The organism is Cellulophaga sp. L1A9 (assembly GCF_009797025.1).
Taxonomy (GTDB): Bacteria; Bacteroidota; Bacteroidia; order Flavobacteriales; family Flavobacteriaceae; genus Cellulophaga.
The window spans coordinates 4,168,644-4,193,991 of the sequence record NZ_CP047027.1; the positions used below are offsets into that span (position 1 = coordinate 4,168,644).

24 protein-coding genes are annotated in these 25,348 nt (G+C 32.9%); 4 read left to right on the forward strand and 20 right to left on the reverse strand.

Translation table 11 applies throughout. The features are described from left to right. The first annotated feature begins 13 nt into the window (after positions 1–13). Positions 14–337, forward strand: coding sequence for a hypothetical protein (locus GQR94_RS18330; RefSeq protein ID WP_158977960.1), 324 nt, complete (start codon positions 14–16; stop codon positions 335–337). 218 nt (positions 338–555) lie between these two features. Here the strand turns inward: GQR94_RS18330 and GQR94_RS18335 are convergent, their stop codons facing one another. From GQR94_RS18335 to GQR94_RS18385, 11 genes are all read right to left on the reverse strand, one after another. Beyond that, positions 556–1,299 (reverse strand): lipocalin family protein, encoded by a 744-nt coding sequence (locus GQR94_RS18335; RefSeq protein WP_158977962.1) that lies wholly within the window; start codon positions 1,297–1,299, stop codon positions 556–558. 156 nt (positions 1,300–1,455) lie between these two features. Further along, entirely contained in the window at positions 1,456–2,214 is a 759-nt protein-coding gene (locus GQR94_RS18340) for an alpha/beta hydrolase (RefSeq protein ID WP_158977964.1), read from the reverse strand. A 512-nt stretch (positions 2,215–2,726) separates the two neighbouring features. Beyond that, on the reverse strand, positions 2,727–3,161 hold the full coding sequence (locus tag GQR94_RS18345) for an RbsD/FucU domain-containing protein (RefSeq protein ID WP_158977966.1): 435 nt from the start codon (positions 3,159–3,161) through the stop codon (positions 2,727–2,729). Between the two features lie 125 nt (positions 3,162–3,286). Further along, positions 3,287–4,057, reverse strand: coding sequence for an SDR family NAD(P)-dependent oxidoreductase (locus GQR94_RS18350; protein WP_158977968.1), 771 nt, complete (start codon positions 4,055–4,057; stop codon positions 3,287–3,289). A gap of 409 nt (positions 4,058–4,466) precedes the next feature. After that, on the reverse strand, positions 4,467–4,796 hold the full coding sequence (locus GQR94_RS18355; RefSeq protein WP_158977970.1) for a hypothetical protein: 330 nt from the start codon (positions 4,794–4,796) through the stop codon (positions 4,467–4,469). A 467-nt stretch (positions 4,797–5,263) separates the two neighbouring features. Further along, entirely contained in the window at positions 5,264–5,983 is a 720-nt protein-coding gene (locus GQR94_RS18360) for a 3-ketoacyl-ACP reductase (RefSeq protein ID WP_158977971.1), read from the reverse strand. Between the two features lie 168 nt (positions 5,984–6,151). Continuing rightward, positions 6,152–6,517, reverse strand: a complete 366-nt coding sequence (locus GQR94_RS18365; protein ID WP_158977973.1) for a hypothetical protein — start codon at positions 6,515–6,517, stop codon at positions 6,152–6,154. A 72-nt stretch (positions 6,518–6,589) separates the two neighbouring features. Next, positions 6,590–7,318, reverse strand: a complete 729-nt coding sequence (gene speB / locus GQR94_RS18370; protein ID WP_233268429.1) for an agmatinase — start codon at positions 7,316–7,318, stop codon at positions 6,590–6,592. A 408-nt stretch (positions 7,319–7,726) separates the two neighbouring features. Beyond that, positions 7,727–7,897, reverse strand: coding sequence for a hypothetical protein (locus GQR94_RS18375; protein ID WP_158977975.1), 171 nt, complete (start codon positions 7,895–7,897; stop codon positions 7,727–7,729). Between the two features lie 385 nt (positions 7,898–8,282). Then, positions 8,283–10,106 carry a glycoside hydrolase family 2 protein gene (locus GQR94_RS18380; protein WP_370458261.1) on the reverse strand — a complete coding sequence of 608 codons (1,824 nt, stop codon included), beginning with the start codon at positions 10,104–10,106 and terminating at the stop codon, positions 8,283–8,285. A gap of 146 nt (positions 10,107–10,252) precedes the next feature. After that, the gene (locus GQR94_RS18385) at positions 10,253–10,546 is read right to left on the reverse strand and encodes a hypothetical protein (protein ID WP_233268431.1); all 294 of its coding nucleotides are present in this window, start codon (positions 10,544–10,546) and stop codon (positions 10,253–10,255) included. Positions 10,547–10,707: 161 nt separating this feature from the next. On the opposite strand from GQR94_RS18385, the gene GQR94_RS18390 reads away from it, so the two are divergent. Together GQR94_RS18390 and GQR94_RS18395 are read left to right on the forward strand one after the other, a co-directional pair. Beyond that, complete coding sequence (locus GQR94_RS18390) at positions 10,708–10,914, forward strand: hypothetical protein (RefSeq protein ID WP_158977977.1); 207 nt, start codon at positions 10,708–10,710, stop codon at positions 10,912–10,914. A gap of 133 nt (positions 10,915–11,047) precedes the next feature. Continuing rightward, entirely contained in the window at positions 11,048–11,830 is a 783-nt protein-coding gene (locus GQR94_RS18395; protein WP_158977979.1) for a hypothetical protein, read from the forward strand. 324 nt (positions 11,831–12,154) lie between these two features. Here GQR94_RS18395 and GQR94_RS18400 read toward each other — a convergent pair whose 3' ends face one another. The 9 genes from GQR94_RS18400 to GQR94_RS18440 all read right to left on the reverse strand — a co-directional run bounded on the left by GQR94_RS18400 (position 12,155) and on the right by GQR94_RS18440 (position 23,534). Next, positions 12,155–13,219, reverse strand: a complete 1,065-nt coding sequence (locus GQR94_RS18400; protein ID WP_158977982.1) for an ankyrin repeat domain-containing protein — start codon at positions 13,217–13,219, stop codon at positions 12,155–12,157. Between the two features lie 260 nt (positions 13,220–13,479). Further along, positions 13,480–14,244, reverse strand: a complete 765-nt coding sequence (locus GQR94_RS18405) for a hypothetical protein (protein WP_158977984.1) — start codon at positions 14,242–14,244, stop codon at positions 13,480–13,482. 119 nt (positions 14,245–14,363) lie between these two features. Continuing rightward, the gene (locus GQR94_RS18410; RefSeq protein WP_158977985.1) at positions 14,364–14,984 is read right to left on the reverse strand and encodes a DapH/DapD/GlmU-related protein; all 621 of its coding nucleotides are present in this window, start codon (positions 14,982–14,984) and stop codon (positions 14,364–14,366) included. Between the two features lie 165 nt (positions 14,985–15,149). Next, positions 15,150–15,881 carry a hypothetical protein gene (locus tag GQR94_RS18415; RefSeq protein ID WP_158977987.1) on the reverse strand — a complete coding sequence of 244 codons (732 nt, stop codon included), beginning with the start codon at positions 15,879–15,881 and terminating at the stop codon, positions 15,150–15,152. An 86-nt stretch (positions 15,882–15,967) separates the two neighbouring features. Further along, the gene (locus GQR94_RS18420; protein ID WP_158977989.1) at positions 15,968–18,307 is read right to left on the reverse strand and encodes a T9SS type A sorting domain-containing protein; all 2,340 of its coding nucleotides are present in this window, start codon (positions 18,305–18,307) and stop codon (positions 15,968–15,970) included. Positions 18,308–18,698: 391 nt separating this feature from the next. Then, positions 18,699–19,640 (reverse strand): tetratricopeptide repeat protein, encoded by a 942-nt coding sequence (locus GQR94_RS18425; RefSeq protein WP_158977991.1) that lies wholly within the window; start codon positions 19,638–19,640, stop codon positions 18,699–18,701. Between the two features lie 450 nt (positions 19,641–20,090). Beyond that, a complete protein-coding gene (locus tag GQR94_RS18430; protein ID WP_233268434.1) occupies positions 20,091–21,032 on the reverse strand; it encodes an alpha/beta hydrolase in 942 nt (313 codons plus the stop codon). A gap of 299 nt (positions 21,033–21,331) precedes the next feature. Beyond that, the gene (locus tag GQR94_RS18435) at positions 21,332–21,862 is read right to left on the reverse strand and encodes a hypothetical protein (RefSeq protein WP_158977993.1); all 531 of its coding nucleotides are present in this window, start codon (positions 21,860–21,862) and stop codon (positions 21,332–21,334) included. A 367-nt stretch (positions 21,863–22,229) separates the two neighbouring features. Beyond that, positions 22,230–23,534, reverse strand: a complete 1,305-nt coding sequence (locus tag GQR94_RS18440) for an ADP-ribosylglycohydrolase family protein (RefSeq protein WP_233268447.1) — start codon at positions 23,532–23,534, stop codon at positions 22,230–22,232. A gap of 595 nt (positions 23,535–24,129) precedes the next feature. Between GQR94_RS18440 and dinB the strand changes: the two genes are divergently transcribed. Beyond that, positions 24,130–25,347: a DNA polymerase IV gene (dinB, locus tag GQR94_RS18445; RefSeq protein ID WP_158977995.1), complete on the forward strand. Its 1,218-nt coding sequence runs from the start codon at positions 24,130–24,132 to the stop codon at positions 25,345–25,347. The last annotated feature ends 1 nt before the right edge of the window (position 25,348 follow it).

The window sequence follows — 25,348 nt, forward strand, 5'->3', positions numbered from 1 at the left end:
AAATCTACTGAGAATGGTCACATTTAAAAAAAGCACAACGCAAAAAATATATTGGATATTATTGATTTTATCAGTAATTGTAGGCTTTGTTTTTTACGGAGCTTTGAAAGAACAGTTTAGTTTACAATTCCTTGTTTTTTTATCAGGAGTTCCTTTCTTCTTGTTTGTAACAGGATTTTTTGGCTTACTATGGCCAAAAATTAAACCTGCTGGAGATGAAGTATATATAAGTCATGCTTTATTGATAGGGCTGATTTTTATTGTATTGTTTTTTATCCATGTTTGGATAATCTTACCTTTAATTTGTCCAGATTTTGGTGCGTGCTTAGATGTCTAATTTCAATTGAAAGAGAAGTGGCTATGGGAATAGGAATACATACGCTTAGAATCTGACTTTAGGTTTATATTGAAAGCTTTTGTTAGCCTTTTCAGTGTCGCGTTTTGTTTATTTTTCTTGCTTCTAGTACAGTTCCAAGGCCTTACTTAATAGTTAAATGCAGTACATATAGATGAGCAAACCTTATAGTATTGATCACTGTTATGGCAATTCATTTATTATTTACAATCGCTATCTAATAGTTCTCTTGCTTGTAAAATAGTGACAATTTCATAAGTACTATCATACTCTGCAGCAAAGCCATCTAGTGCTTTTCCATGATCCATTATTTCAATTTCTACAAAAATTGGCCAATATGGCTTTTTCTCTTTTGTCAATTTGTGATATAAATTACTTAATTCCGTGTCGCCCAGAATCCAAAAATCAGCATCACTTTCACAAGGGTAAAAACTTTGCTCTTCGTGTCCCAATATTAATCTGCCCTTTACTATTTTAGTGGCATTTATGTCTATTATAGGAGGGTTTTCATTTAGAATTTCTTCTTTACTTTTGGTACTTTTTTTATACTGAAAAAGCACTTCACCTTTTTTCAATGACATTTCACTTTCATTCAATTCCTGTATATCGTAAACGTCGGCACCCACAATGGAACTTCCATTTTCAATATTTAGAGTTGTCAAATAAAGCTGATTAGTTTTTACATACCATTTTTTATAGCCTATTATTTCTTGAGGGTAAGATGTAAGGGTACTGTCAGCATTTAAACTAAAATGCAACCCAGATTTAGATTCATCCTTCCAAGCTCCGAGCAAAAATTCTGTGTCATTGGTGGATATTTGCGCTATACTATTATCACTAGTAGGATGTTCTGCAGTATTTTTAGGATTGTTTCTGCAAGAAATTAAAATAAATGCAACTCCTAATAGAGCCAACGATAATGTAATTGTTTTTCTAAAATTCATTATGATCTTATTTAAACTTAAGCATTTTATACTAACGTGCTTACAAGAGTTTGTATTAAAGGACTTGGTTTAAGTGCTATAATTTAACAAACGCAAAAATAATTAAAGATAGATAAGACCCTAGTTTAATACTAGTAATTATGGTATTACTCCCTATTAATTTATATAGCGATCTACCCAATTCGCAATCATTTTTCCAACATAAATGGAGTCGCTCTTATTAGATAACATGTGTGAAGCTCCATCTAAAGAAATAAAACTTTTAGGGTGCCATGCAAATTTATAAATTTGAGCTGCATTTTTTATGCTCACAGTGGTGTCTTGTGGGGAGTGAAAAACTAACAAGGGTAGTTTTAAGTTTTTCAACGTTTCTTCCATGTTTTGCTTATTAATATCATTTAGAAACTGTTTTTGAATTTTAAATGCTCTTCCTCCAATAGCTATAACAGCTTCTCCTTTTTCATTAATTTCATCAATTCCTGATTTAAGTAATTTAGAAACATGTTTAGGGTTTGATGGTGCTGCTATCGTTGAAACTGCTTTTACACTTGAAATATGTTGAGCGGCAAAAATGACGGCTGCACCTCCCAGGGAATGTCCAATTAAAAGCTTTGGTGCTGAATAATTGGTTTCTAAAAAATCAGCAGCTGAAATTAAATCGTTTACATTAGAAGAGAAATTCGTGTTTTCAAAATCACCTTCGCTTTCTCCCAAACCTGTAAAATCAAAACTTAATACTGCAATGCCGCTTTTATTTAGTTTTCGGATAATATTTCTAATGGCAGTCAGATTTTTATTGCAGGTAAAGCAGTGCGCAAACACGGCATAACTTTTTGGTTCATCTACTGGAAATTCAATTCTAGCCGATAGTTCTTGTCCGAGGTTGTTTTTGAAGGTTATTCTTTTGTTATTCATGTTGTTTTAGAATTTTAAAGGAAACTAACTTATTTGTTGGTCGTATCTCCCTGAATAAACAAACAAAAAGATAAAGGACGAAAAATAGCACCTATTTAAAAGTTACAAATAGGAGCTCAAAAGTTGCTGTACTTGTCAGCGTATCTGTTTGCAAATAAACTCATCTTATTAACTATTTTGAGCGCAATGTTTTACCACAAATCATCTTTTGTCTATCAAATTAAGTAGGAGTAGGGAGGAGGCAAGGAAGCGGTTTCGGTTTAGTCTTCCTGGGGTTGTTATCAATATTTCCAGAGGAAATAATAATAATTAGTTAAACAAATCCTATTCAATTTTTTGATGACCATCTACAGAGATAATTTAGCCTATAGCTGCTTCATAAAGGTCGAAAAAACTATAGGATTTATTATTAAATTTTACAGCAAACGTTTTTATCTATTTCGTTTTGTGATGTGCCATGTACTTGAATGTAACTCATTGTTCCTCCATTCCTTAAGGGAACCTTAAGCTTATTAAAAACTACTTTCTTCTGCCATTTTTACCACACCAACAGTTAGGATTAAATTAGCGAAGCGACGCTGTTCTCCTGTTTGAATTATTAAGGTGGTAGCAGGTTCTCTAATTTTGTCGTAGAAAGCCCAACGTTCCATCTCATCCCATGTTACTTCTCCAAGTAATTTTTTATAGGCATCATGTATTTCTGCGTTTGCTTCTGCCGGTTTTTCCATGACGATTGCACCTTGAACAGGACAGACTTCTAGTATGCCTTCAAGCACTGTGAGCGCATCTAATAATCCTGGACGAAAATTAAGATGTACAGTCGTTGAGTTGGGACCTGTCATAGCACCGACTGGTAAATTACCATCTGCAATAACAACTTGTGCAAAATGGCCTGAACGCGCAAGGGCTTCCATAATGGTAGGGTGAATTACTGGAGTCTTTAGCATAAATTTATCTTTATAAAATATAGAAACATGAAATACAAGGAACTAAATTGCGCCCCTGTATTTCATGTTTTTAAACAATTAATAGCTTGTTTTTTAGCGTTCAATCAGAAATAATTTAGGAGGAACTACATGTTGTAGACACCACCATTAATATCTAGTGTAGCACCCGTAATAAAACCATCGTATTCAGACGCTAAATATAAAACTGCTCGCGCTACATCATCTGCATTACCAGCACGTTGGATTGGAATTCCGGCTGTTGTTGCCGCTGCTGATTCTTTTGTCGTATGCGTATTATGAAATGAAGTACCTAGGATTAGTCCAGGAGACACAGCATTTACTCGAGTCCCTTGAGGTCCTAATTCTGCAGATAATGCTCTTGTAAAAGTTAAGATAGCACCTTTGCTAGTAGAATAAGCAAGTGATCCTGGATGACCACCTTTACGCCCAGCTAGTGATGCCAAATTAACAATACTACTATTTTCATTTTTAGCTAGATAAGGAGCTGCGGCTTTGGTTACAAACATCATTGAAGTTAGATTGATGTCCATTACCTTATGCCAGAATTCTGCTTCCATTTCGCTCAGCATCCTACGTGCAACCAGTGAACCTGCGTTGTTGATAAGGATATCCAACCCACCAAAAGCTTCAATTGTTTTTTTAACCATTGCATCGGCATCAGCTTCCTTTGTTAAGTCACCAGATATAGCAATCGCTTTTTGTCCTTTACCAGTTGCGTATGCTACCAATTCATTTGCAGTATCTGCACTAGAAAAATAGTGGATAGCAACATTAGCTCCACTGTCAATAAAATGTTTAGTGATTGATTCTCCAATTCCTTGAGCACCAGCGGTTACAAGAACGTTTTTCCCTGTTAATTTAGTATTGTCTTTCATATTTTTTATGCTATCAATAACGTAGCTAATCTTTAGCTATTAGAATTATTACCTCGTCTACTTTTAATTTCAATTCGTTCATACATTTAAAGAAACTATTGCAACAAAATTTTCCAAAAATATAAACTCGATTTTTAAATCTTCAATGTTTATTTTATTGCAATTTTTTTGTTTAATGTTAGTAGGCATTAAATATATGGCAAGTAGGGCAGAAAACAAATAATTATGTTTGTTTCTACTTGAGCACATCACAAAAAAAGTTTTTACTTTCCTTCTGTGCAGGGCTTTGATTTCCTTTTTTATCAGCGCCAAACCTTAGTTTTTTTTATCCATTTGAAAATGGTGAATACTGCGGTTTCCTTCTATTTCTTTGGATACAGTTTTTGTTGTAAAAAATAGCGATGATTGTTTACTGATTTTTTATGTAAAACGTTTTGTACTCCTCTTCAAATTTATTTATCATGTTTGGTGGCAATGGTGGTGGCGGAATTTTAGTAAAATAACCCAAGAAAATTCTAAGTTCAATAGTGTCATTTACTTCTACTTTTATTTTGTCAAAAGAGCGTGTTATTTTTAGCAATAAATCCTTAAGTTGCTTTCCATTTTTACTACTATCAATTGTTACTTGTACAAAAGCTTTTTTTGATGATTCAGAATAATTAGGAACTTTTCCATTGTTGAGATAATGTCTGTTTAAAATGTGTTTTAACTCATCGATTGAATATCCCTCGTCAATCATTATGGAATCAGTTTTTTTAATATAATTATAGATCTTAAAACTTATAACAATGAATTCCTAGACCTAATGATCTTTGGAATTTTTGTTATATGCCCAAATTTCAACGTTCTGTATGATGAACTAAGTTAAACATATGGTAATTAAGACAGAAAATGAGAAATCATTATAGGCCTAGTCCCCTTCTAAATAAACACAGACCTCAGCTTTCAAGCCATAAGTTTAGATCATGCTTATGTTTTAATGGGTTCTGTTTATTTACGCTATGCTTCAAGTTCCTTTGATTCTTTTTAGGGCTGTACTCTAATTATTAGCGAGGGTAACACTGAAAATGTGTGTTAAAAGAAACAACACACAGATACTCCAAATAGAGCGCTGTGTGTTGTTTTATAAAACTACAGATCTGTTCCGTGAAAATACAGTCTGTTCATCGTGTTTAAAGTAATTAGAAGTGGAGAACTGATTTCTTCTTAAGGATTTGTAGACCATAAAGCTGCGCTTTTAAGCATGGCTCTTCTTGGTAATTTTAATCCTGCAACCACTAATTCTGCAAAATCTTCTGGTTGTAGCACACTGTCCTCAGAATCTTTATCTGCAATACCCAATTCTATAGTCATATCAGAGGCTATAGTACTAGGAGTTAGTGTGCAAACTCTAATGTTATTTTTACGGACTTCTTTCATTAATGATTCTGACATACCTATAACGGCAAATTTAGAAGCAGAATAAGCAGATACATTTGCATTTCCATTAAGGCCCGCAGTAGAAGAAATATTGATAATATCGCCTTCGTTTTTTTCTAATAAGTGCGGTAATACTTCTTTAGTTACATAATACATCCCCATAACGTTGGTTTGGATGATGTTACTCCATACCGCTACATCCATATCATTAAAAGATCCAAAAGAAGCAATACCGGCGTTGTTCACCAAAATATCAACAGTTCCTAATTCTTCAATAATACTTTTAATACTCTTTTTAACCTCCTCATAATTACCGACATCAAAGACAGCGTAAATAGCATTAACTCCTAGTGCCTTTAATTCAGAAACCGTTTCTTTTAATACCTTTTCATTTCTTCCTGTGATAGCTACATCGATACCTTCCTTTGCAAAAGCTAATGCTGTTGCTTTTCCTAAACCTCTACCGCCACCTGTGATAATGGCTTTCTTATTTTTTAAATCGTTCATTTTTTTTTCTATATTAATAATTATATGGATGTTTGAGCATGAAAATTAGAAAATAAATACCCAATAGAAAAATAAGAAAACAATGAAAAAGAAATATTTTAATTTCTTCTTTTTTATGCGTTTTTAATAGTGCATTTAAAACTAAGGAATTAGCTTAGAAAAAGAATATTACCGCAAGGCTACATTTTTTGAAATCATAATAGACCATAGTATTCCAGCCCATAGCCAAAGCACTAAAATATACAGGATTCTAAGGACTACTTTTGACGCAATTTTTTTACTGGCATAATGCCATAGGAGTCCGCCAAAAATAAAACCAACAGCCCAAAGCATACCCACGACAATCATAGCTGGCCATACCCAATCTCCGTTCCATTCATTAAGAGTAGGGTAGGACTTAAAAAGAAATGAAACAGGATAATAGAGTCCGGCACCCAAAGCCCCCATACTTAATAGTCCTAAGGCAGCCGTGACAAAGAATGCAATGGCAGAAAACTTTGTGGTATAAACTAATGATTTCCAAAAATTGAACATACATTGATTTTAGATACGATACTTGCGCTAAAGCCTATTTGAATACAGATTGTTATGTGTTTAATGAAAAACTTACATCATTTTACCTAAAATTTCTTTCATCATTTTAGCCGCTAAAAAAGCAGTCATTTTTTGAAAATCTTTAGGCGGATTGTATTCTACAATATCAGCACCAACGACTTCCGTATCTATACTTTGGATTAGATTGATAACCTGTCTGGAAGTTAAACCACCAGGTTCATGATGCGAAACTCCAGGAGCATAAGCAGGATCAAAACCATCCATATCTAAAGAGATGTATAGTGGATTTTTAAATTTAGGAATTTTGCTGAGATCTAAATCTTTCATTTGGTGTATTTCTACCTTAAATCTCTCCGCTTGTTCTGCTTGGTGTGGATTTAAAGTTCTAATACCTACTTGTACAAGCTTAACGGCAAAACCATTTTCCATAATTCTAGCAAAAGGACAGGCATGAGAATAGCTATCGCCTTCATAATCATTATACAAATCGCAATGTGCATCAATATGAAGAATATCTAATTTTGGGTATTTTTCGTGGTGGGCTTTAATTATGGGGAATGTTATGGAATGATCGCCACCTAAGCTTAGAATTTTAGCGCCTGTATCTAAATGTTTGTTTGTAATTTTTTCAATATCAAAATAGTCTAATATTTCAAAATCGCCCTTGTCTTCAATAGCAGCGTTTTCTATAGATATTAGGTTCTCCGTATACATATTTGCAGAACCACAATTTAGTACTTCTCGTATGATTGGAGGTGCCAGTCTAGGTCCTTTTTTCATAAGAAGATTTTTCATCAAATTTTATTCCTTGTATAATTATCTTATTCATACTCATCTTTTAAAAACTAGTTTACATTTAGTGTGCTACCATTTGTTTCTGGATGTATACTTAAATGATATGGAACCTCTAGGACCCATAAAATCGTTAATCTTTAGCGTTTAGTGGTGTTCTTTCAGTACTGTTTAAATTATACTCCACATAGACCATAATAAGGTTAAAAGCTATAAAAAGAACAGGATCAAAATTAATTAATGACTCATCCAAATCAAGAATATGTAATATAATAAAAGTTAAGGAATTAATAGTGTCGACAAGCAATTTTAGAACCTTATATAATTACAATTATTGTAAAAATCTTTAGCACCTAATTGAAACTTTCCTACGTTGTGTATTTATGGGGTGACTTTCTATAATTGCGTAAGGCTAGTTCCATAGCCCACTAATATTTCTTTTTCGTAAGGAATGTCCAGTCTAAATAATCCTAGATAGATCCATTCCCAAACTATATAATTAAGGAACATTGTTTTAGCTATTTTGTTGCGGATTACCCGTAATGCTGTTTTCGAAAGTTTATTCATGAAATGTAGGCAATGGCAAATGATGGTTTAGGGTGGGCGTATAGCGTTTAAAATACATCACTTTCCTTACATGTTGTTTAAGCGTTGCATTTAGGAACCAAAAAATCTCTGAAAGTTTCCTCTCAGAGATTTTTAATTGTTAAGATTCTTTTGAAACTCTTATTTTAATACCATAATTTATGGTACTAAATGAGCTATTTGAAAATTAATCGAATATGTTTGGAATTTTATCGTACGTAAATTCTGTTGCATTAGAATTTACTAAGCCAAACGAACCTCTGCCATACTATACGGTAAAAAACATGGACGCCCCCAAAGTAGCATTGACAAAAGTTTTATAAGATCCTTTTACTAGGTCATTATTTATTTTATTAAATAGTTGATCTTATTTAAATTGTTTTGTTTTTTTTTCGTAAAACTTTTGCAGAGTGAAGTATGCCTTCTTCTTTTTACCGGTATTAGAAATCAGTCCTTTTCTATTCCAAAAATTTTGAAACACAGGGTTTTGCCTTCTTGGAGATTTAAAATCTACCAATATCCAAGGTGTCATACCTCTTAATCCATCCATCTTATCGAGCATTTCAAGCTGATTTTTATAAATAAGTTCTTGGTGTTCCTCAGTCCACATGGTATCTTCATCCCCATGAAAACCAGCCAAAGCTCCCGCACCAAATTCTGAGATGATTACAGGTTTATTGAATTTTATATCAAAAGAATATTGAGGTAATTCCTTGGCATTGGACCAATACCAACCGCCATATTCATTAAAACTAGCTAAGTCTAATTTATCGCCCAAAGGATCTTCTACCGTAACGTTGTAGCCTTCTCGTTCAATTTCTAAAGCCGCAGCAACCAATCTCGTATCATCAATACTTTTTACTTTATCTATTAGTTTGCCCATGAAAACATTACGTTCTTTACTAACAGGAGTTTCATTTCCGACAGACCAAATGATTACACTGGCTCTGTTTTTATCTCTTTCTATGCCTACCATTAATTGGTTTTCTGCATTGGCATAGGTTTCAGGATTAGTCCAAGAAATAGTCCAATAAACAGGTACTTCTGCCCAAACTAAAAGTCCCATTTCATCTGCAAGACGCAACATGGTTTCATTATGTGTATAATGCGCTAAACGAACATAATTACAACCAAGTTCTTTGGCCCAGTTTAACATCATACGCATATCGCCCTCAGATCTAAGTCTACCTCCCAAAATTGGGTTCTCATCATGAATGGAGATTCCCTTTAAGAAAATCGATTTTCCGTTCAGTAAAATGTCTTTGTTAACAGTTTTTATAGTTCTAAAACCAATCTGATCTTGAATTTTATCATTTTCAGAAGTAATAGTCACCGCATATAATTTAGGATTTTCAGGAGACCAGTAGCTTACTTTTTTTACAGGGAACTTGAAATTTACAGCGCCATTTTCGTCTGTAGTAAAAGTTGATTTCACCTTTAATTCTGCAATTTCAAGAGTCACTTTCGCTCCAGCGCTAGCTCCTTTTACGGTAATATAGCCTTCTACCGTATTTTTATCATTCTTTGATAATTGCACTTTATAATCATCAATGTAGGTATTTGGAGTTGAGACTAGCAGTACGTCTCTAGTAATTCCGCCATAATTCCACCAGTCTGTATTTATAGTAGGTACTTCATCTTTCTTTCTAGAATTATCAACCATGAGAACAACAAAATTGTTCCCATCTTTAAGCTTATCGGTAACGTCAAATTGAAAAGGTGTAAATCCTCCTTTATGGACGCCTAGTTTTTTACCATTGATATAGACATGGCACTTGTAGTTTACAGCTCCGAAATATAAAAAGTAGTTTTTGTTTTTGTCTTTTGTTACTTTAAAATCTCTCTTATACCATAAAGACCCTTCATAAAATAACAAACGTTCATCTTGTGAGTTCCAATCTCCAGGAACTTGTAATGTTGGTTCATAGGTAAAATCATATTCAACCAAAGTTGATTTATCTACATCGGTTAAATTATCATAAAAGCCTCCTTCACCAGATTCCCTTTCGTCATATGGCATTTGCCTGTAATCTAAATATCCCATTTGATATGGATCTATGATATAGCTCCAAGGACCATTTAAACTTAAATAATCTCTGTTAAAAACATTCTGAATTGTTTTTTGACTGTAGCCACTTATGTTAAATAAGATTAAGGCCGTCAGTGCTAACATTACTTTTTTTTGCATCATTCTAAATAAAAATTAAAAAAGTACAGGCATCTAGAGGTTTAGAAACTTGTAACTTAACTCGGTTAATAATCAGTATTAATATCCAATATTAAATTGTAAAGCAATCTCTCCTATGACATCAATTTGAGATTGCGCAATTGGGCAATTCAGAAAATGTGCTTGCCATGGAATGGCGCTATTAGTGACAATATAATTAAAGCAAAATCAAACTGTACTATTTTTTTATTAGAAACCTTGTCTCCTAAAGGAACAATAAATAACAAACCAAAAGCATAGCCCAATTGTGTCGCTAATGGTACATTACTAATAGCAGATTCACTAACACCAAATTCTACCACCATTTGGTGTAAACGAGGTTGGTTGTAATAAAGGTTAGCAACAACAAGGCCAGCAGATATACTCATTAAATAGAGTACGGAATTGGATAAATTTTTACTCATATTTTAAAACTTAACAACACCTTTAAATAAAGGTAACAAAGGTATAAAACTATAAAAAGGTATAAGTAATTAAATGCTTAATTAATGTATTATTAGTTTCCATTATTTTGAAGTTGAGTAGCGGTAACACCTGTACTTCGTATAAAAAAAACTGATTAAAATTGATCACTTCATTAAAATCTAATCTTTGTTTCCCTATAAAAAAGCAAAAGAAAAAAGAAAAAAGAACACATCAAATTAATCCTTTAGAAAAATTAGAGGAATTTTTGGAGGCACTTTTAGAATATACATCAACCACTAATTATACCGATGTGCTTACCTTTCAAAACAATCTATTATCAGTACAATTAGAAAGTACTAGTAATTGACAACAAGAGCCGCAAGCAGTTATTTAGTTGTATAGAGCAGTTGGAGTATAGGTGGGGTGAATTATTTTTTGATGTTACAAAACATTATTGTAGATAATAATGTTATTTTTAATGGAAAATTAGAAGGGACAGAATGGCTTGGATTACTTTAGTAGATCAAAATATATTAAAACCAATATTGCTAAAGAAGATAATAAGGCTTAATCCAAATACTAAAAACTTTAATATTGAAGCTGTTAAACCGAATAAAAATTTAGAAATCCAAGAAGCAAATGATTTGTTTTTTGTAGTAAACGTAAATGATTTTTCGGTTTTAAAATCATTTTTTGTTATATGGTTTTCTTTAACATTGATGATCTATTTAGTCACTTTCGATTTGTATATAACTCTATTCACTTTACCGCTGTTGGTTTTTGTATTATGGGAAGTAGCCTTAAATTATTTAAACCCTGTTCAAGAAATTGTATTAGATCGTTTAAACGGAACAATTACTTATCCCAAGCGGTTTTTTTATAAAACACCTCATACTGTTCTTTTTTCTGAGGTTCAGTTTTTTGAGAAATTAGATAGATTTGAGAGTACGGATAGTGATAGGGACCGGTCGCAGTTTTTATATTTAAAACATCCAAGCAACAAGAAAAAGTTAAATTTGGCTACTATAAATATTTACGATCGTAAAAATGACCCTTTTGGTAGTCGATTAAATGAAGTGATGTCTTTTTATATTTGGTATATGGATAAAAACAGGCCTTTACCTCCAGGTACAGCTTTTGATCCTTATCGGAAAAATGATTTTGACAGAAGGCGTGATGAAGGTTTTTTAGCTCCTTTATACCCTAGTAGTATTAAAACCAAAGAAGCAAATAGTTATCAAGCAAAAGTTAAGTCAGATTATATTAAAAAAAATAAATCTTAATTAAAAAACCTCGTACACATCACGATTACGAGGTTTTTTTGTGCAGCAACTTAAATAAACAGTCGAGATATTCATTGATAAATTTTATTCTTATAGCTCCTGTGTTTTAGATTGCAACCTGAGTGAATAGGACAAGACGCTTATAGTGGCTTCCAGTTATTACTTGAACTTAGAAGTTTTAAAAAAAACAATTTTATTTATATTCTAGTAATCTCGAGGCTTCCTAATTAAAGGTTTTGTCTATATTAATTATAGCAAACAGACCTTGATTAGAATATCTCAAAGTCCGTATTACGGATAATTAATGTTGGTTGTAATTTTTTGTTACCTTCTATACTTAGGTTTCTCTAGTAAAATTGGATTTGGATTAAGTAATACCCATTTTGTGGCTAATTCACATAAATAATTAAGATCATCAATCTCTGCATCTCCATTTTCACGAATATCTTTTATAAGAATCGCTGTTTTTTTAAGTTCATCATTATTTAATGAAATACCTATGGATAAATAATCGAAGAAGATGGCTAACATTTTTTTAAAGTCAATATCCCAATTTCCTCCACCATTTCTATATATTTCATCCCTAACTTTTCCAGAAATACGAACAACTTCTCCTTGTATTGTTTTAGCACTTCCGCTTGATGGAATTAAAAAATCCCATAATTCTTCATATTGCTTTTGCCAAGTAGTATGCTGAACAGTAATGATGGAAATGCCATCATGCAGTATGCGTTTATGAATAGGGGTAACATCAAACAGTGCATAAAGTGTGTTTAAAGCTTTATCGGTTTCAGGTAGAAATTCTTTGCTAAAATTCGCTCTATGAAATTCAAAATTTTCACCTAACTGATGAATAGAATCTTTCATCGATTGCGTTATTTCAGTATTTATTTCAAGAAATATCTTTGAGATTTCAGCTAATTTTATGAGGTTGATGTTATTTGCTCTTTTTAACGCATAATCAAATGGCGTTTGCCCAGCTTTATTCAAAACATTTGGATTAGCACCATGATCAAGTAATTTTTTTACATTAATACTATTAAATCCACCTCCTGCGGCATAATGAAGTGGGGTCTCGCCGCTATTGTTGGGGGCATTAATAGTTGCTCCTAACTCTAAAAAGACGGTAATATCTCCACTATGAAAACTTGCATGTCTATGAAGTGCTGTACAACCATAAATATCTACAGCATCTATATCTGCTCCTTTTTCTACTAACCATCGAACCAGTTCATTAGGAATATAATAGGTGCTAAGCGCGGTAGCTTTACCATAACCACCTCTGGCCTCAATTTCGCAAGTATCAAATATTTTCTTAAGGTTTTCTATATCTTTAGCTTTAATCAATTCTTCAAAAATTTTAGGAAGAGTTTTTCTTTTCTTAGCCATTTTAAAAGTGTTTATTTTTGTGATGAATTGCACTGTAGTTTTGCCTTGTATTTTGGATTAAAAACTAAAATATTTAATAGTAATCGGTCCTTTTTTTAGGTATGGTTTTTTTTTGTTTTTAAACCGCTTTTCATATTGGGATATCATTTTTCTACTCTGTTTTATGGTCTTTGTAAGGTTTGTTTATGTATAAATGAATAAGAGTTCTTTAATACCTTAACTGGTAACCTATACCGGTGAATAGATGTTAATTACACCTTTTAAATAAACATACTTTCAATTATGGTTAATAGTATTTCATTCCCGTTTTTCCATTGTGTCCAACCGTCATAATTTTCTGATGCATCAAAGATATATTCTCTACCGGTTCCTTTTTTTAATTTGATCCAGTCGCCCTTAACTTCCACTACGTTAAAAGGTAAAAAGCTATTCTCTTTATTTTTAAATATAATATCTCCGTCTGGTTTGTCATAGATTATTAAATTAGATTTTTCTACATAATAAACTCTTTTAAGATAGCGTTCCCAAGTTTCAAAAATAAACCACCTTGGATTGTAGTTCGAATCAGCACAATTTGAACAACTATTTTGAAAAAGCGCGCCCTTCGTCTTATAATAAACATTCTGCTTTTCTCTTTTTATAAAGTAAGCTTCGTTTGTTTCTTTATTGGTGATAACCTTAAAATAATTTTCAGTGGCCTCTGTAACGATAAAATTTAATTTCTCAGATGTTGGTGCTAACCCAGATTTTATAAGTTTCCTATCAGCTTTATGAGTGCCTCCTTCTGATATTGAATTGGGTTTTAAATCCAATGTGGTGCTTATTGTAGTAGTACCAGATTTGTGCTTTTTAAATTCTATATCAGCGAAAGGAAGCGTGTCATTTATGTCTTTATAAAGATAAATAGGATAGGTTGTATTTACGTGTAATATTCCAATGCCTATAGTTATTTCAGACGCTTTATTTTCCTGTCCGTATACATAAGGGAGTACTAAAAAAGAAAAAATAACAAAGACTTTTTGCATGATATTGCTTTTAAATATTTTTTTGTTAACGTGCCATTCCTACTTCTACGGGGGTACATAAGGTACAAGATATCACTTTTTGTTACTACCTAAACCTGTAGCTTTTATTGAAATTTATTTTATTTCTGTTTCAATTGCTCAATAAGCTCTAGTCTTTTTACAATAGATTTTTTTTCAAGAATAGTTCCAGGAGATAGCACGCCATTTGCGCCTATTCTTGAATTATCTCCGACTAACGCTCCAAATTTTTCAACCCCAGTATCAATGATAGTTTCATGATATTTAATCCAAATTCTTTTATCTTCTCTTTCATTATAATGGTTAGCCGCAATGGAGCCTGCCTCAAAATTAACGTGATGTCCAATAATACTATTACCAATATAATTTAAATGCGCTATGGCCGTATTAGCACATATGATGCTGCTTTTTACCTCGGAACTAGGGCCTATTTTTACTGAACTATCTAGAAAAACACCTTCTCGAAAATAGGAGTTTGCGCCAAGAATACAGTTTTCCATTGCTATAAATGGTCTTTTAATAGTAACACCGTTTTCTATAACTGTAGATTTATGAATAGCGATTCCGTCTACGATATTGAAGTCTTCTCCTAGCTTAGGGATTATTCCTTCGATGATATCTTTTAAGTTGCTTGTTAAATCCCAAGGGGCTAGATTTTGCGCTGTTTCAAAAAAATCTGAAAGATTGGATATGAATTCTTTAAGGGCTATTTTTTGTGTCATTTGAAGCTAACTTTTTATTTTTTGAAACTTAAATTAGGTCAAGCGTTTATTTTTTCGTCACAGAAATCTTAATGCTTTGTACATAAAAATAATACAAGAATATAAAATGTATCCCAAATATTTAATAAGAGGGGCTAGAAAAATACGAAGAAGCGCACTAAAAAATCACCTTTTTTCTTTAAGTATTTCTGATAATTGAGGTATGCCTATACAATTTTCTATTTCGCCATTTTTTACCACAAATATATCTTCACAAAGAAATTCTAAATCTTCATTTTCTTGTAGTACAATCCCAGCATGCATATTTAAAAAATTGCCATAATCTTCATCAGAAATATTTTTTGAACACACAAAGATTAACCCTTTTCTAGGAATAGAGACCAGTAACTCGTCTGCAGCTAACTTTTCATGAGCTTCTTGCAGGTGTTTTTTACTTAGTATTTTTTCAGAGGAAAATTGGGTTATTGGACAAGATAATACTTTGAAATTTAGTTTACTATCTGAATAATTCCAATCAACAAAAGGGATTTCAAGGGCATCTAAATTTATTTCACCAGTCAATCTTAGCGTTTTATAATCCTCTTCATTTTTATCTGAAGTCCGTACTTGATAAACTGCGGGTTTGCCATCTTCTAAATCCTTTTCATCGACCATAACATGACCAATGACAATATTAGCAAAAAGACCATCCCTTTCATGCATAACGGCAACAAGTTCATTTACTAGATCAAATGTTACCGTTTTTTGTGATAGTAATGTGGGATATATTTTTCTATGTTCAATATCTGATAGATTGTCAATGGTTTCTGTTCTTTTTATTTGAGAAGAATGTTTTTTTGGTCTAACATTTACAAGTTCTTTAGGTCCCAAGCCAAGTAATTTTCTAAAAAAATTCATAGTATGTTTTTGAGTTAAAGAGCGCTAATTGACATTTTTCTGTTTAAGGCAATTACCTATCAAAAATAAAAAATTATTGCAATGTCTTATTGTTTAATGATTGTTTTTGCGCTTATGTTATTTATAGTATGGAATTTAATAAAGTAAACTCCTGAGCTCAATTCAGATAAATCGATATTCATCGTATTGCTAGAATTTGGTATGCTTTTAATCCTACTACCAGAAGTACTGAAAATTGAAATATTATGCACATCAGAAATATTTTCTAAGACTAACTCATCAATTACAGGATTTGGGTACATATAAATATCCGCATTAGAACTATTGGTGACAAATAGTGCCATAGCAGCTGTAAGATCAGCGGTGGCTTTGTCCACTTCGTTTTGGGTTGTAGCATTGTCACGTGCTAGTTCGGCTGCTGTAACTGCTGTATTTGCAGCATCTACGACAGCTTGCGTATACTCACCTTCAGCATCACCAACAATAACAGCTACAATCGCAGTTTGTGATGAAGCAATTAGAGCCGTAAGTTCGTCGGTATTAATTGTGGGATCACCAGAAGAAAAATCAAATTCATAAGCACCCATATCCCAAGAACCATTATTTGGCTTTATAACACCATTAGCATCAATTTTTATACTCAAGCCATAATTCGTTTCAAAAAGTTCATAGATATCATGCGCTATTCCTGCAGCTATAGCAGGTGAACTCGATTGCAGTCTAAAATCAATCTTTTCTGGATATACAAACAGAGGATCTCCTTCAATACTCCCTGCTCCTTTATCTGTATTTGCAATAAATTCATCTACCGTGTAGGAATTTGATCCCCAGTTTATCTTGGCAACTCCATCAGGCTGATAATAAAGGTTATTTTCAAAAACTGAATTCGACATATGAGTTGACCCACCTATAGACATGTGATAGCCACCATCACTTACATTTGAAATGATATTATTAGTAGCAAATAGTGCTGCATTTGGATTACTAATACTAGAATTTATACCATTATCTACATTATAAAATGTATTATTGATCATATATACTTTTTGGCTTGACCAGGAAATATACCCTTTGGCTGTATTAGATTCATTATGGATATCATGGATTAAGTTTCCAATTAAATAAACATCATATACTTGATCGCCTCCAACTTGAATACCTGTAGAATTACAATCAAATATCTCATTGTTTATCACCCATACATTTTTAGGCGAAACATTGGGACCGTAATGCATTACTACTGCAGCGCCATCACTACCTGATGACCAGCCGTTATAGTTGAACATTACATTTTCTGAAACAATTACTTTATCAACCTCTTTTATATCTACAGCATTCTCTCCGCAGGTATACATAATATTTCTCCCAACATAATAATTCTTTGCGGTATAATTTGCAGCATGTCCGTTTCCTACAGCATCACCGCCAGCTCTTGTTATTATGTTGTCTATGATCCAAACACTATCCGATCGTCCATTAATACCAACTCCCATACCGTCAGCTTCGGCAAAATCTCCATCTGCTGGGTCAAATTGATCACGATTAATATAATTACCATAAAATACCACATGATCGGCAGATGCTCCATCATCATAGGATACCGCGGATAACGTTTTTGCTTCGAAATTTCTAATGGCTATATGGTGCGCTTTTTTTGCGGTGTAAGAACGAACAGTTAGGCTCATTTTTAAATTCTCCATTATTACATATTCACTATTCAGATAAAAAGCACTACTACTGATCTCTACTCGGTCATCAATAGATGCGCCACGAATAAATATAGGCATCTCGACTGTACCTGTTAGTTTGAGTACCGTATGACCTCTGGAATATGTGATACCATGATACTCGATTACAGACCCTTCAGGGGTATCAGTTGCACTTGGTAAGGAAACTCTTGGTTTAGCGGCAGTACCGTACTTATTACTAGAATCAGTGGCATTTGGGTCTGTATTATCTATATAATGGGTATAAAACCCTCCCTCAGCATTCTGAGTATAGGTAAGTGTCGTATTACGGTTGGCTGCATCATCATACATACGATACGTTTCAAAAATTCCAAATTCAGGAACAGGTATCCCAGTCGCAGGTACCCATTTCTCAAAAACAGCAGTAAGCGTTTTATTGCGAGTCATTACCACATCTGCAATAAGTCTATTTCCTGTTACATCTCCTGTCCAATGTGAAAACTTATATCCTACCGCTGGTCGGGTAACTAGTCTTACGGTTTCTCCTTCCTCGAAGGATTCTAGAGCAGATTCCTCATTGTTAATTAATTTTAAAACAGAGCCATGAGTGGCATTAACGGTAAGAGTGTATGCAGCGAATACTTCTGCAATTGATGGCGTTTTCTCGCTTTTATTAACGCTTGCAAATAGGGGTACTGCAAATAAACCTATTAAAATGATAAAAATTATTTTTTTCATTTGTGTGTTTAATTTTTGAGGTTGATTAGGTTGTGGTTTCCTGGTTACTAAGAAAATAATTACGCCTTCTTTCCTAAATACTTTTTGTGATAAGCTTAGGTTATTTTCAATGTTATATGTGAAAAAATTAGAAAATTAAAATTCTTTTGAACGTTCTTTTTTTCTGTTTTGCCAGTTATTTCTAATAGTATAACTCCATTTATTTTGTATTAGTATTGCCCTTGGTTTAGAGATCAGCAGGAGGGAAGTAAATGTGCATTTCTTCAGCTTTTATAGGCTTCAATTCATATGCTTTACAAAAAGTGTGTAGTATTATTTTTGTGGGGTTTGGGTTTTAAAATGAGTATAAAACACAAAGTTTCTTTAAATATATAAAAGATGAAATGGTATATTATTTTTTACAGTTCTCGTTTATTAATTGAGAAGCGCTAGGATCACCCATCTGTTTTGCTAATTCAAAGTCAGAACAAGCTTCTGAAAGTTCATTTAAATTCAGTTTAGCAAGTCCTAAAAAACGTCTAAGTTCTCCGGCTTTTGGGTCAAGAATAACGCATTGTTCGAAGTCTAATTTTGCTTCTTTATATTTATTTATCTGCATTTCCGTAATTCCTCTATTGACTAAAGCACTAATGTAAGTAGGATTTAACTCAATCGATTTGGTATAATCATCTATTGCTAATTGATAGTTTTGTAATGTTTGGTTTAAATAAGCCCTGTTGTTAAAAGTCATTGCGTCTTTAGGGTCTATTTTTATTGCTTTATTATATGCATCTATTGCTTCCTGAGTATTGTTTGACTGCATTTGGAAGTAGCCTATTTTTTTAAAAGCGAATGAATTATTTGGATTCAATAATGCAATTTTTTCATAGGCTTTTATAGTTCCTGAAATGTCTTTAAGCTGTTCCTTGCAATCTGCAATTTTTTGATAGCATTTTTCTGTTCGGTTTTTTGCTTTGTCCTTTTCAATTCCTAGATTGTAAAAACGGTTTGCTTCTTCTGTTTTATTCTTCATTTCCAATAATGAAGCAAACCCGAAATAGGAGTCTGGAAATTCTGGATTCAATAGCCATGCTTGATTAAACCTTTTCATTGCGGTTTCTAAGTCATCATTATAAAAGTATCTCCAAGCATTGTCAATTTGAGCATTTACCGAACTATCAACGGAACCAAACTGCTTTAGGCAATCTTGAATAAATTCTGCGTCTGTTTCTTTTTGCTCCTTACTTTTTTCAATTTCACCAAACATTGGTATGGTATTGTCCGCTTTATTGTCTTGAGATTGGCAAGAACTGAAAAACGCTAAAATAAATATCGTTGTATATAATAATTTCATTTTCTGTAATTGGGCATAACGAGAGTTTGTGCGCAAACTCCATTTATTTTTTCTTATCAAATCGAATTACTAAAAATTTTGCTACTTTATAAAAATACGAAAACCATTCGATCCTGCCTGCCGGCAGGCAGGTAAGCCTAAGCCTGTATTGTTTATAGGTTGTATTAGCCTTTGTTGTTTCCGTCCGAGTATGCCACATTAATTGCGTCTGTATTTTTTCATTAAATAGTAACATTTGATTTACAGCAGGTTGGGTAGACAAGGAAACTTTTTGTTTCTGTCTGTTCACGTAGTTGAAGGGTGTTTTTTCAGTTTTCTAGCCCAGAGCTAAATCCGTAAGATTATACGGATGTAGTAAAACTAACTTACGGAAGGCAAGGTCTACATAAAACATTCTATTAAACACCACACTCGCATGGCTTCATAGGTATTGTGATGCGCTGTTTATTTTTACTCCAGAAAACTTCCAACATCTTTAGTCCATTGCTCTTTATTTTTGATTAAATAATTCTCATGACCTGTTTTAGGATATAGTTTTAGTTGCTTTTTTCCTTTTAAATTTTTAAATATTTCGTCAATTTCTTGCCGGCTTACTTTTTCATCGTGCTCCCCATACATTAAAAGAGTCGGACAAATTGTGCTATCTGCATATTCTGACGGATTATGTCCAAATGCCCAAAATCCGTTTTGAATACCACCCCAAAATACTAATAAACCAGCCATAGGGAAAGTGGGAGCATTCATTGTTTCAAATCTAGAACAAACAGTTTGGTACATGGTTCCAAATGGACATTCAATAATAATTCCTTCAGGATTAATTTTATATACATCAATGGCTTTCAAAATGGCCACTGATCCCATAGAAGTTCCGAATAAATAAATGTTCTTTTCACCATTTCTTTTTAAATATTCATAACTAAGTTTTACTTGTTCTGATTCGTGAAACCCAATCGTAGTTTGATATCCTTGAGAACCACCAGAACCCATAAAATCTACTAATAACGTATTGTATCCAAGGTTTAGAAATATATTTGATTGGCCTAGAAGAGTAGATTTTTCACCACCATAACCATGAAAAAGAATAACAGTTCCTTTAGAATTATTAGTTTTAATGCTCCAACATTCAATTTCGAAATCTGATCCTAATTTAATGGTTTCATAATTTTGAGTTGGGAAGGTTTTATTTGTTGGTTTCGGGTTATTTATCCCAAACAAAAGAGTTTTAGTTTTTTCAATAGTCGTAAGCTCTTTAGGTTTTTTAGTTTTTTGAACAGAGTTACTATCAAAATGAGTAAACTTATAGGCTTGAAAAAAAGCTATACTATTCATCCCGATGAAAATTAGAATAAGTAAATAGAGGCTTTTCTTTAATGTTGGTTTTATTTTTTTCAATTAATTAGATTTTTTTAAATGTAGCTAGCGTTATATATAGGTGTAATTTTAGAATAAAATGTTACAATAAAAGAAATAAAACTTGAGTCGGCTAGCAGTTCTAAAAATCTATTTTGCTTGTTTCATTTTTTAAGATAGCTATATATTCCTATAAGTAAGAGAGTGAATGAGAAGCCCTGTTAATATTAAAAACCGAAAGAAAGCCAATATCTTTTCTTTTCCAATTTTACAATTTTCAGAAATTCAGACGATTTAAATGTTGCAATTGGTACTAAAATCTATCACCATAACTTAATATTTTAATCATAAAGCTTCAACTCTTCTTTAGTTGGAGATAGATTATGGAAGCCTATTAGGTATGCACAACTCGTAGCGTATTTTATTAAAATTGTATCTCCCTCTTTAAGAGTTCTAATATCACTCTTTTTTTTCAAAGCTAATGTTGCCGTAAATTTTTTAGGAATTGTTTCAAACTTCAAAAATGTAGTAAACTGTTGATAATTAATATTTTTTATAATAGCCTTAGTGGTCTTATTTTCTTCTCTTAGTAACAACTCTTCATACTTTTTATCATATAAATGAGGGACGATAAAGAACGAACCAAAGAATACGGCACCAACAAATATATATACCATATCTTTGTCCATCTTCAGTATTTTTCCAGTTAAGAAGCTTACCAAAACTATAATTAGTATTGGAATTAAACTGGTTCTTCTTGCTTTGTAAAATTCGCAATCAGTATAAGTAGTATACCCACTAGCCAATGCAATCAAAAATGAAACACAGCCTACAAAACCAATTATTATTGTAAGTTTCAAATATTTATTCATTTCTTATTTTTAGTATATAGGACTCCCAATAATTTTGGCAGACGTAGAGCGGAAGCTGATCATTTTGATCTGAGTACATAGCAAAACCCAAAATATCTTGCGGACTTTATAAATATACACAAACGCTGCGATCCTGCCTGCCGGCAGGCAGGAATACCTGAAATTCACTCTAAAACACGTGAAAAGTGGAGCAGGAATGGGGTCTTTGTTCATTCCTAAAAAAGGCCTTATATGCTCTAAAAAACTCACGTTTAAGCACCTTAAAAATAACCAACTACTTAACTAATTGAAAAATGAAACCGCCTTAGAAGGCGGTTATAAAGGCCATTATTTTGTAAATTATGGAGTTGTGCAACGGTTACTTTTGTTAGCACCTGGCTATTTTGTACTTATCACTTAATTTATTAGTTAATTCCTCAATATCTTTTTTTCTTGCAATTTTTTCAACCCATTCTTTAGGTATTGAGTTAATGCCATAAAAAAGTCCAGCTAATCCACCAACTACAGCTCCAGTTGTATCTGTGTCTTCTCCTAAGTTTATTGCTTTCAAAACAGCTTCTTTATAAGATTTTGTTGTCAATAAACACCAAATTGAAGCCTCAAGTGTATGAATTACATATCCCGAAGATTGAATAGAATTTTCTTGTAATTCTGCTAAATTACCACCTGTTATTCTATCAAATAATTTTATTTCTTTAGGATTTATATCTAATTCTTCTGTTAGCTTTAGTAGAGAATGGTTTGCAACTTTGTATGCGTCTGTTATTGGATATTTAATCTCAGAACTTAGAAAAGAGGCAATTTCTAGGTAATAAAAACAAGCTAAGCAAGACCTGACATGTCCGTGGGTAATACTTGAAACCTTTTTAATTAATTCGTACTTTTCTTTTCGACCTTTAATTTTCTGCACTTCATAAAGTAGCGGTAGAATTCTCATTAATGAGCCGTTCCCATTTGAATTTTCTTCCCAATTTCCCGCTAATTCAGCTTTTTCTCCTTTTTTTAACCTAATTATGGCTTCTCTTGTTGAAATTCCAATATCAAATACTTTTCCGTGAGGTGTCCAATGATTTTCATAAAACCATCTAACAAAGCTATTCCCGATTTCTTCAAGGTTTAGTTCTTTTGTTAGTTCCTCTGCAAGACAAAATGCCAAAGAACTATCATCGGACCAAGTTCCTTCTGGTTGATTGTAAGTTCCAAACCCAATCATATCGGTTAATGGCTTTTGTTTTAGATAATCTCTACTTTTGAATTCTACAGGAACTCCAAGTGCATCTCCAATAACTAAACCCCAAAGTCCATTCTTTACGGGGTTATTTATTTCTCTGTTCGAGAGATGTTCAATGTGATTTTTGAAATTGTAAATATTTCTTTCATCATCTGCTTCTTTGTACTTTTCAAGATTTTGTTCAACCTTAAATTCATTTATTTCGCAACCACTTTCATTAAGATTCAGTTTTGCTTTGAAAATTTCGAAACCTGTCCAGGAACGATGAAAATGGATAGTGTTATTATTGAAATAAACAAACCATTTATCTTCCATTTGGTTTGGAACTAAACCTAGTTTTAGTTTATTTAATTGCCCAAAAGTTAAAAATATAGATACATCTAGTCTTTTTGGATTATCCATTGGAATAGTTTTCCATTTGTCTTTAGTTGCAATTTCCATTTTTTTCTGCTTGGTGCTAACAATTGTATAATGAACATATGTTCATTATACCGCCAATTTAAGTTATAATGAACATATGTTCAATATATCTTTTATATAATAAGTAAAAAAAAAGTTAAGTTTTATTTTGGTGAAAAAGGAGAAGCGTTATACGCTAAGTTCAGCGTTTATTAGAACAATAAGGCTATGAAGAGGGTTTATGATTGTAGAACAGCAACAATCAAATAGATTAGAAAACCTGCTAAAATAGCTGCAAATTGAAATGAGCCCGATTTGGTTTTGCTTTCAATTATAATTTTTTTTATTTTTTTGAATATCATACTTTAAATATAGCAATTTATTTTAAGTATGGAAACCTAGTTGCTTATTTATGAGACCTCTAAATAGGTAAAGCCGTTAGATAATGTACTTGTTTCTGGTACGCCTAAAGTACTTTTGTTTAGTTATTTTATGTCCACCGGTTACTGCGCTGCATGCGCTCCTCTTTTAAATGCAGTACAAATAGCCTTGTTCATAACAATAGTGTTAAACTTCATCTTAGCATCTGAAAAATAACTAATTTTGGAAATATTCCATAATATCGGAATATATCCCAATGAAAACAGAATCAATACTACATTTAGATTTAGACACGTTTTTTGTGTCTTGTGAGCGCTTAACCGACTCCAAATTACTCAAGCGCCCCTTGCTTGTTGGGGGTATTGGGGACCGTGGAGTAGTGGCTGCCTGTAGTTATGAAACCAGGAAATTTGGTGTGCATTCAGGAATGTCAATGAAATTGGCTAGGCAGTTGTGTCCTGAAGCAACGGTTATTAAAGGAGATTCTAGTACCTACACCAAACACTCCCAATTAGTAACAGAGATTATAAAAGAACGTGTGCCTGTTTTTGAAAAAGCGAGTATTGATGAGTTCTATGCAGATTTAACAGGAATGGATAAATTTTTTGGCACCTATAAATTTGCTACAGAATTAAGAAATACCATTATCAAAGAAACCGGATTGCCTATTTCATTTGGGTTATCCTCTAATAAAATAGTATCAAAAGTAGCTACGGGCGAAGCAAAACCCAACAATCAAATGCGGGTAGATACAGGCCTAGAAAAACAATTTTTGGCGCCTTTGTCTATTCAGAAAATACCATCGGTAGGTACAAAAACCTATCAGACACTTCGCAACTTAGGAATTACCAAAGTACATATTGTTCAAGAAATGCCTTTAGAAATGATGGTGAGTGCCTTGGGGAAACATGGGCAAACCATTTGGAGACGTGCCAATGGTATTGATAGGCCTCCGCTAATTCCTTTTCACGAGCGTAAATCTATTTCAACGGAACGCACCTTTACAAAAGACACCACCAATATGGTACAATTACGGACCACGATTACTGCTATGGCAGAAAATTTGGCGTATCAATTGCGAAGGGCAGATAAGTTAACCGCCTGTATTGCGGTGAGAGTACGGTATTCAGATTTCCAGACCTATTCCAAACAAATTAAAATACCCTATACCAGTGCAGATCATATTTTAATTCCTAAAATAGTTGAATTGTTTGAGCGCCTGTATGAGCGTCGGTTATTAATCCGCTTGGTAGGCGTGAAGTTTAGTGATATTGTTACGGGGAATTATCAGATTAATCTTTTTGATGATACTGAAGAGATGCTCAGTCTATATAATGCTATGGATCATATCCGGAAGAAGTATGGAGAGAAAAGTATCATGCGCGCTACCTCTATGGGAGCAAAAACCATTGGTAGGTTTCACAACCCATTTAGCGGAGAACCTCCTATCGTATTAGCCCACCGAAAACAATAAT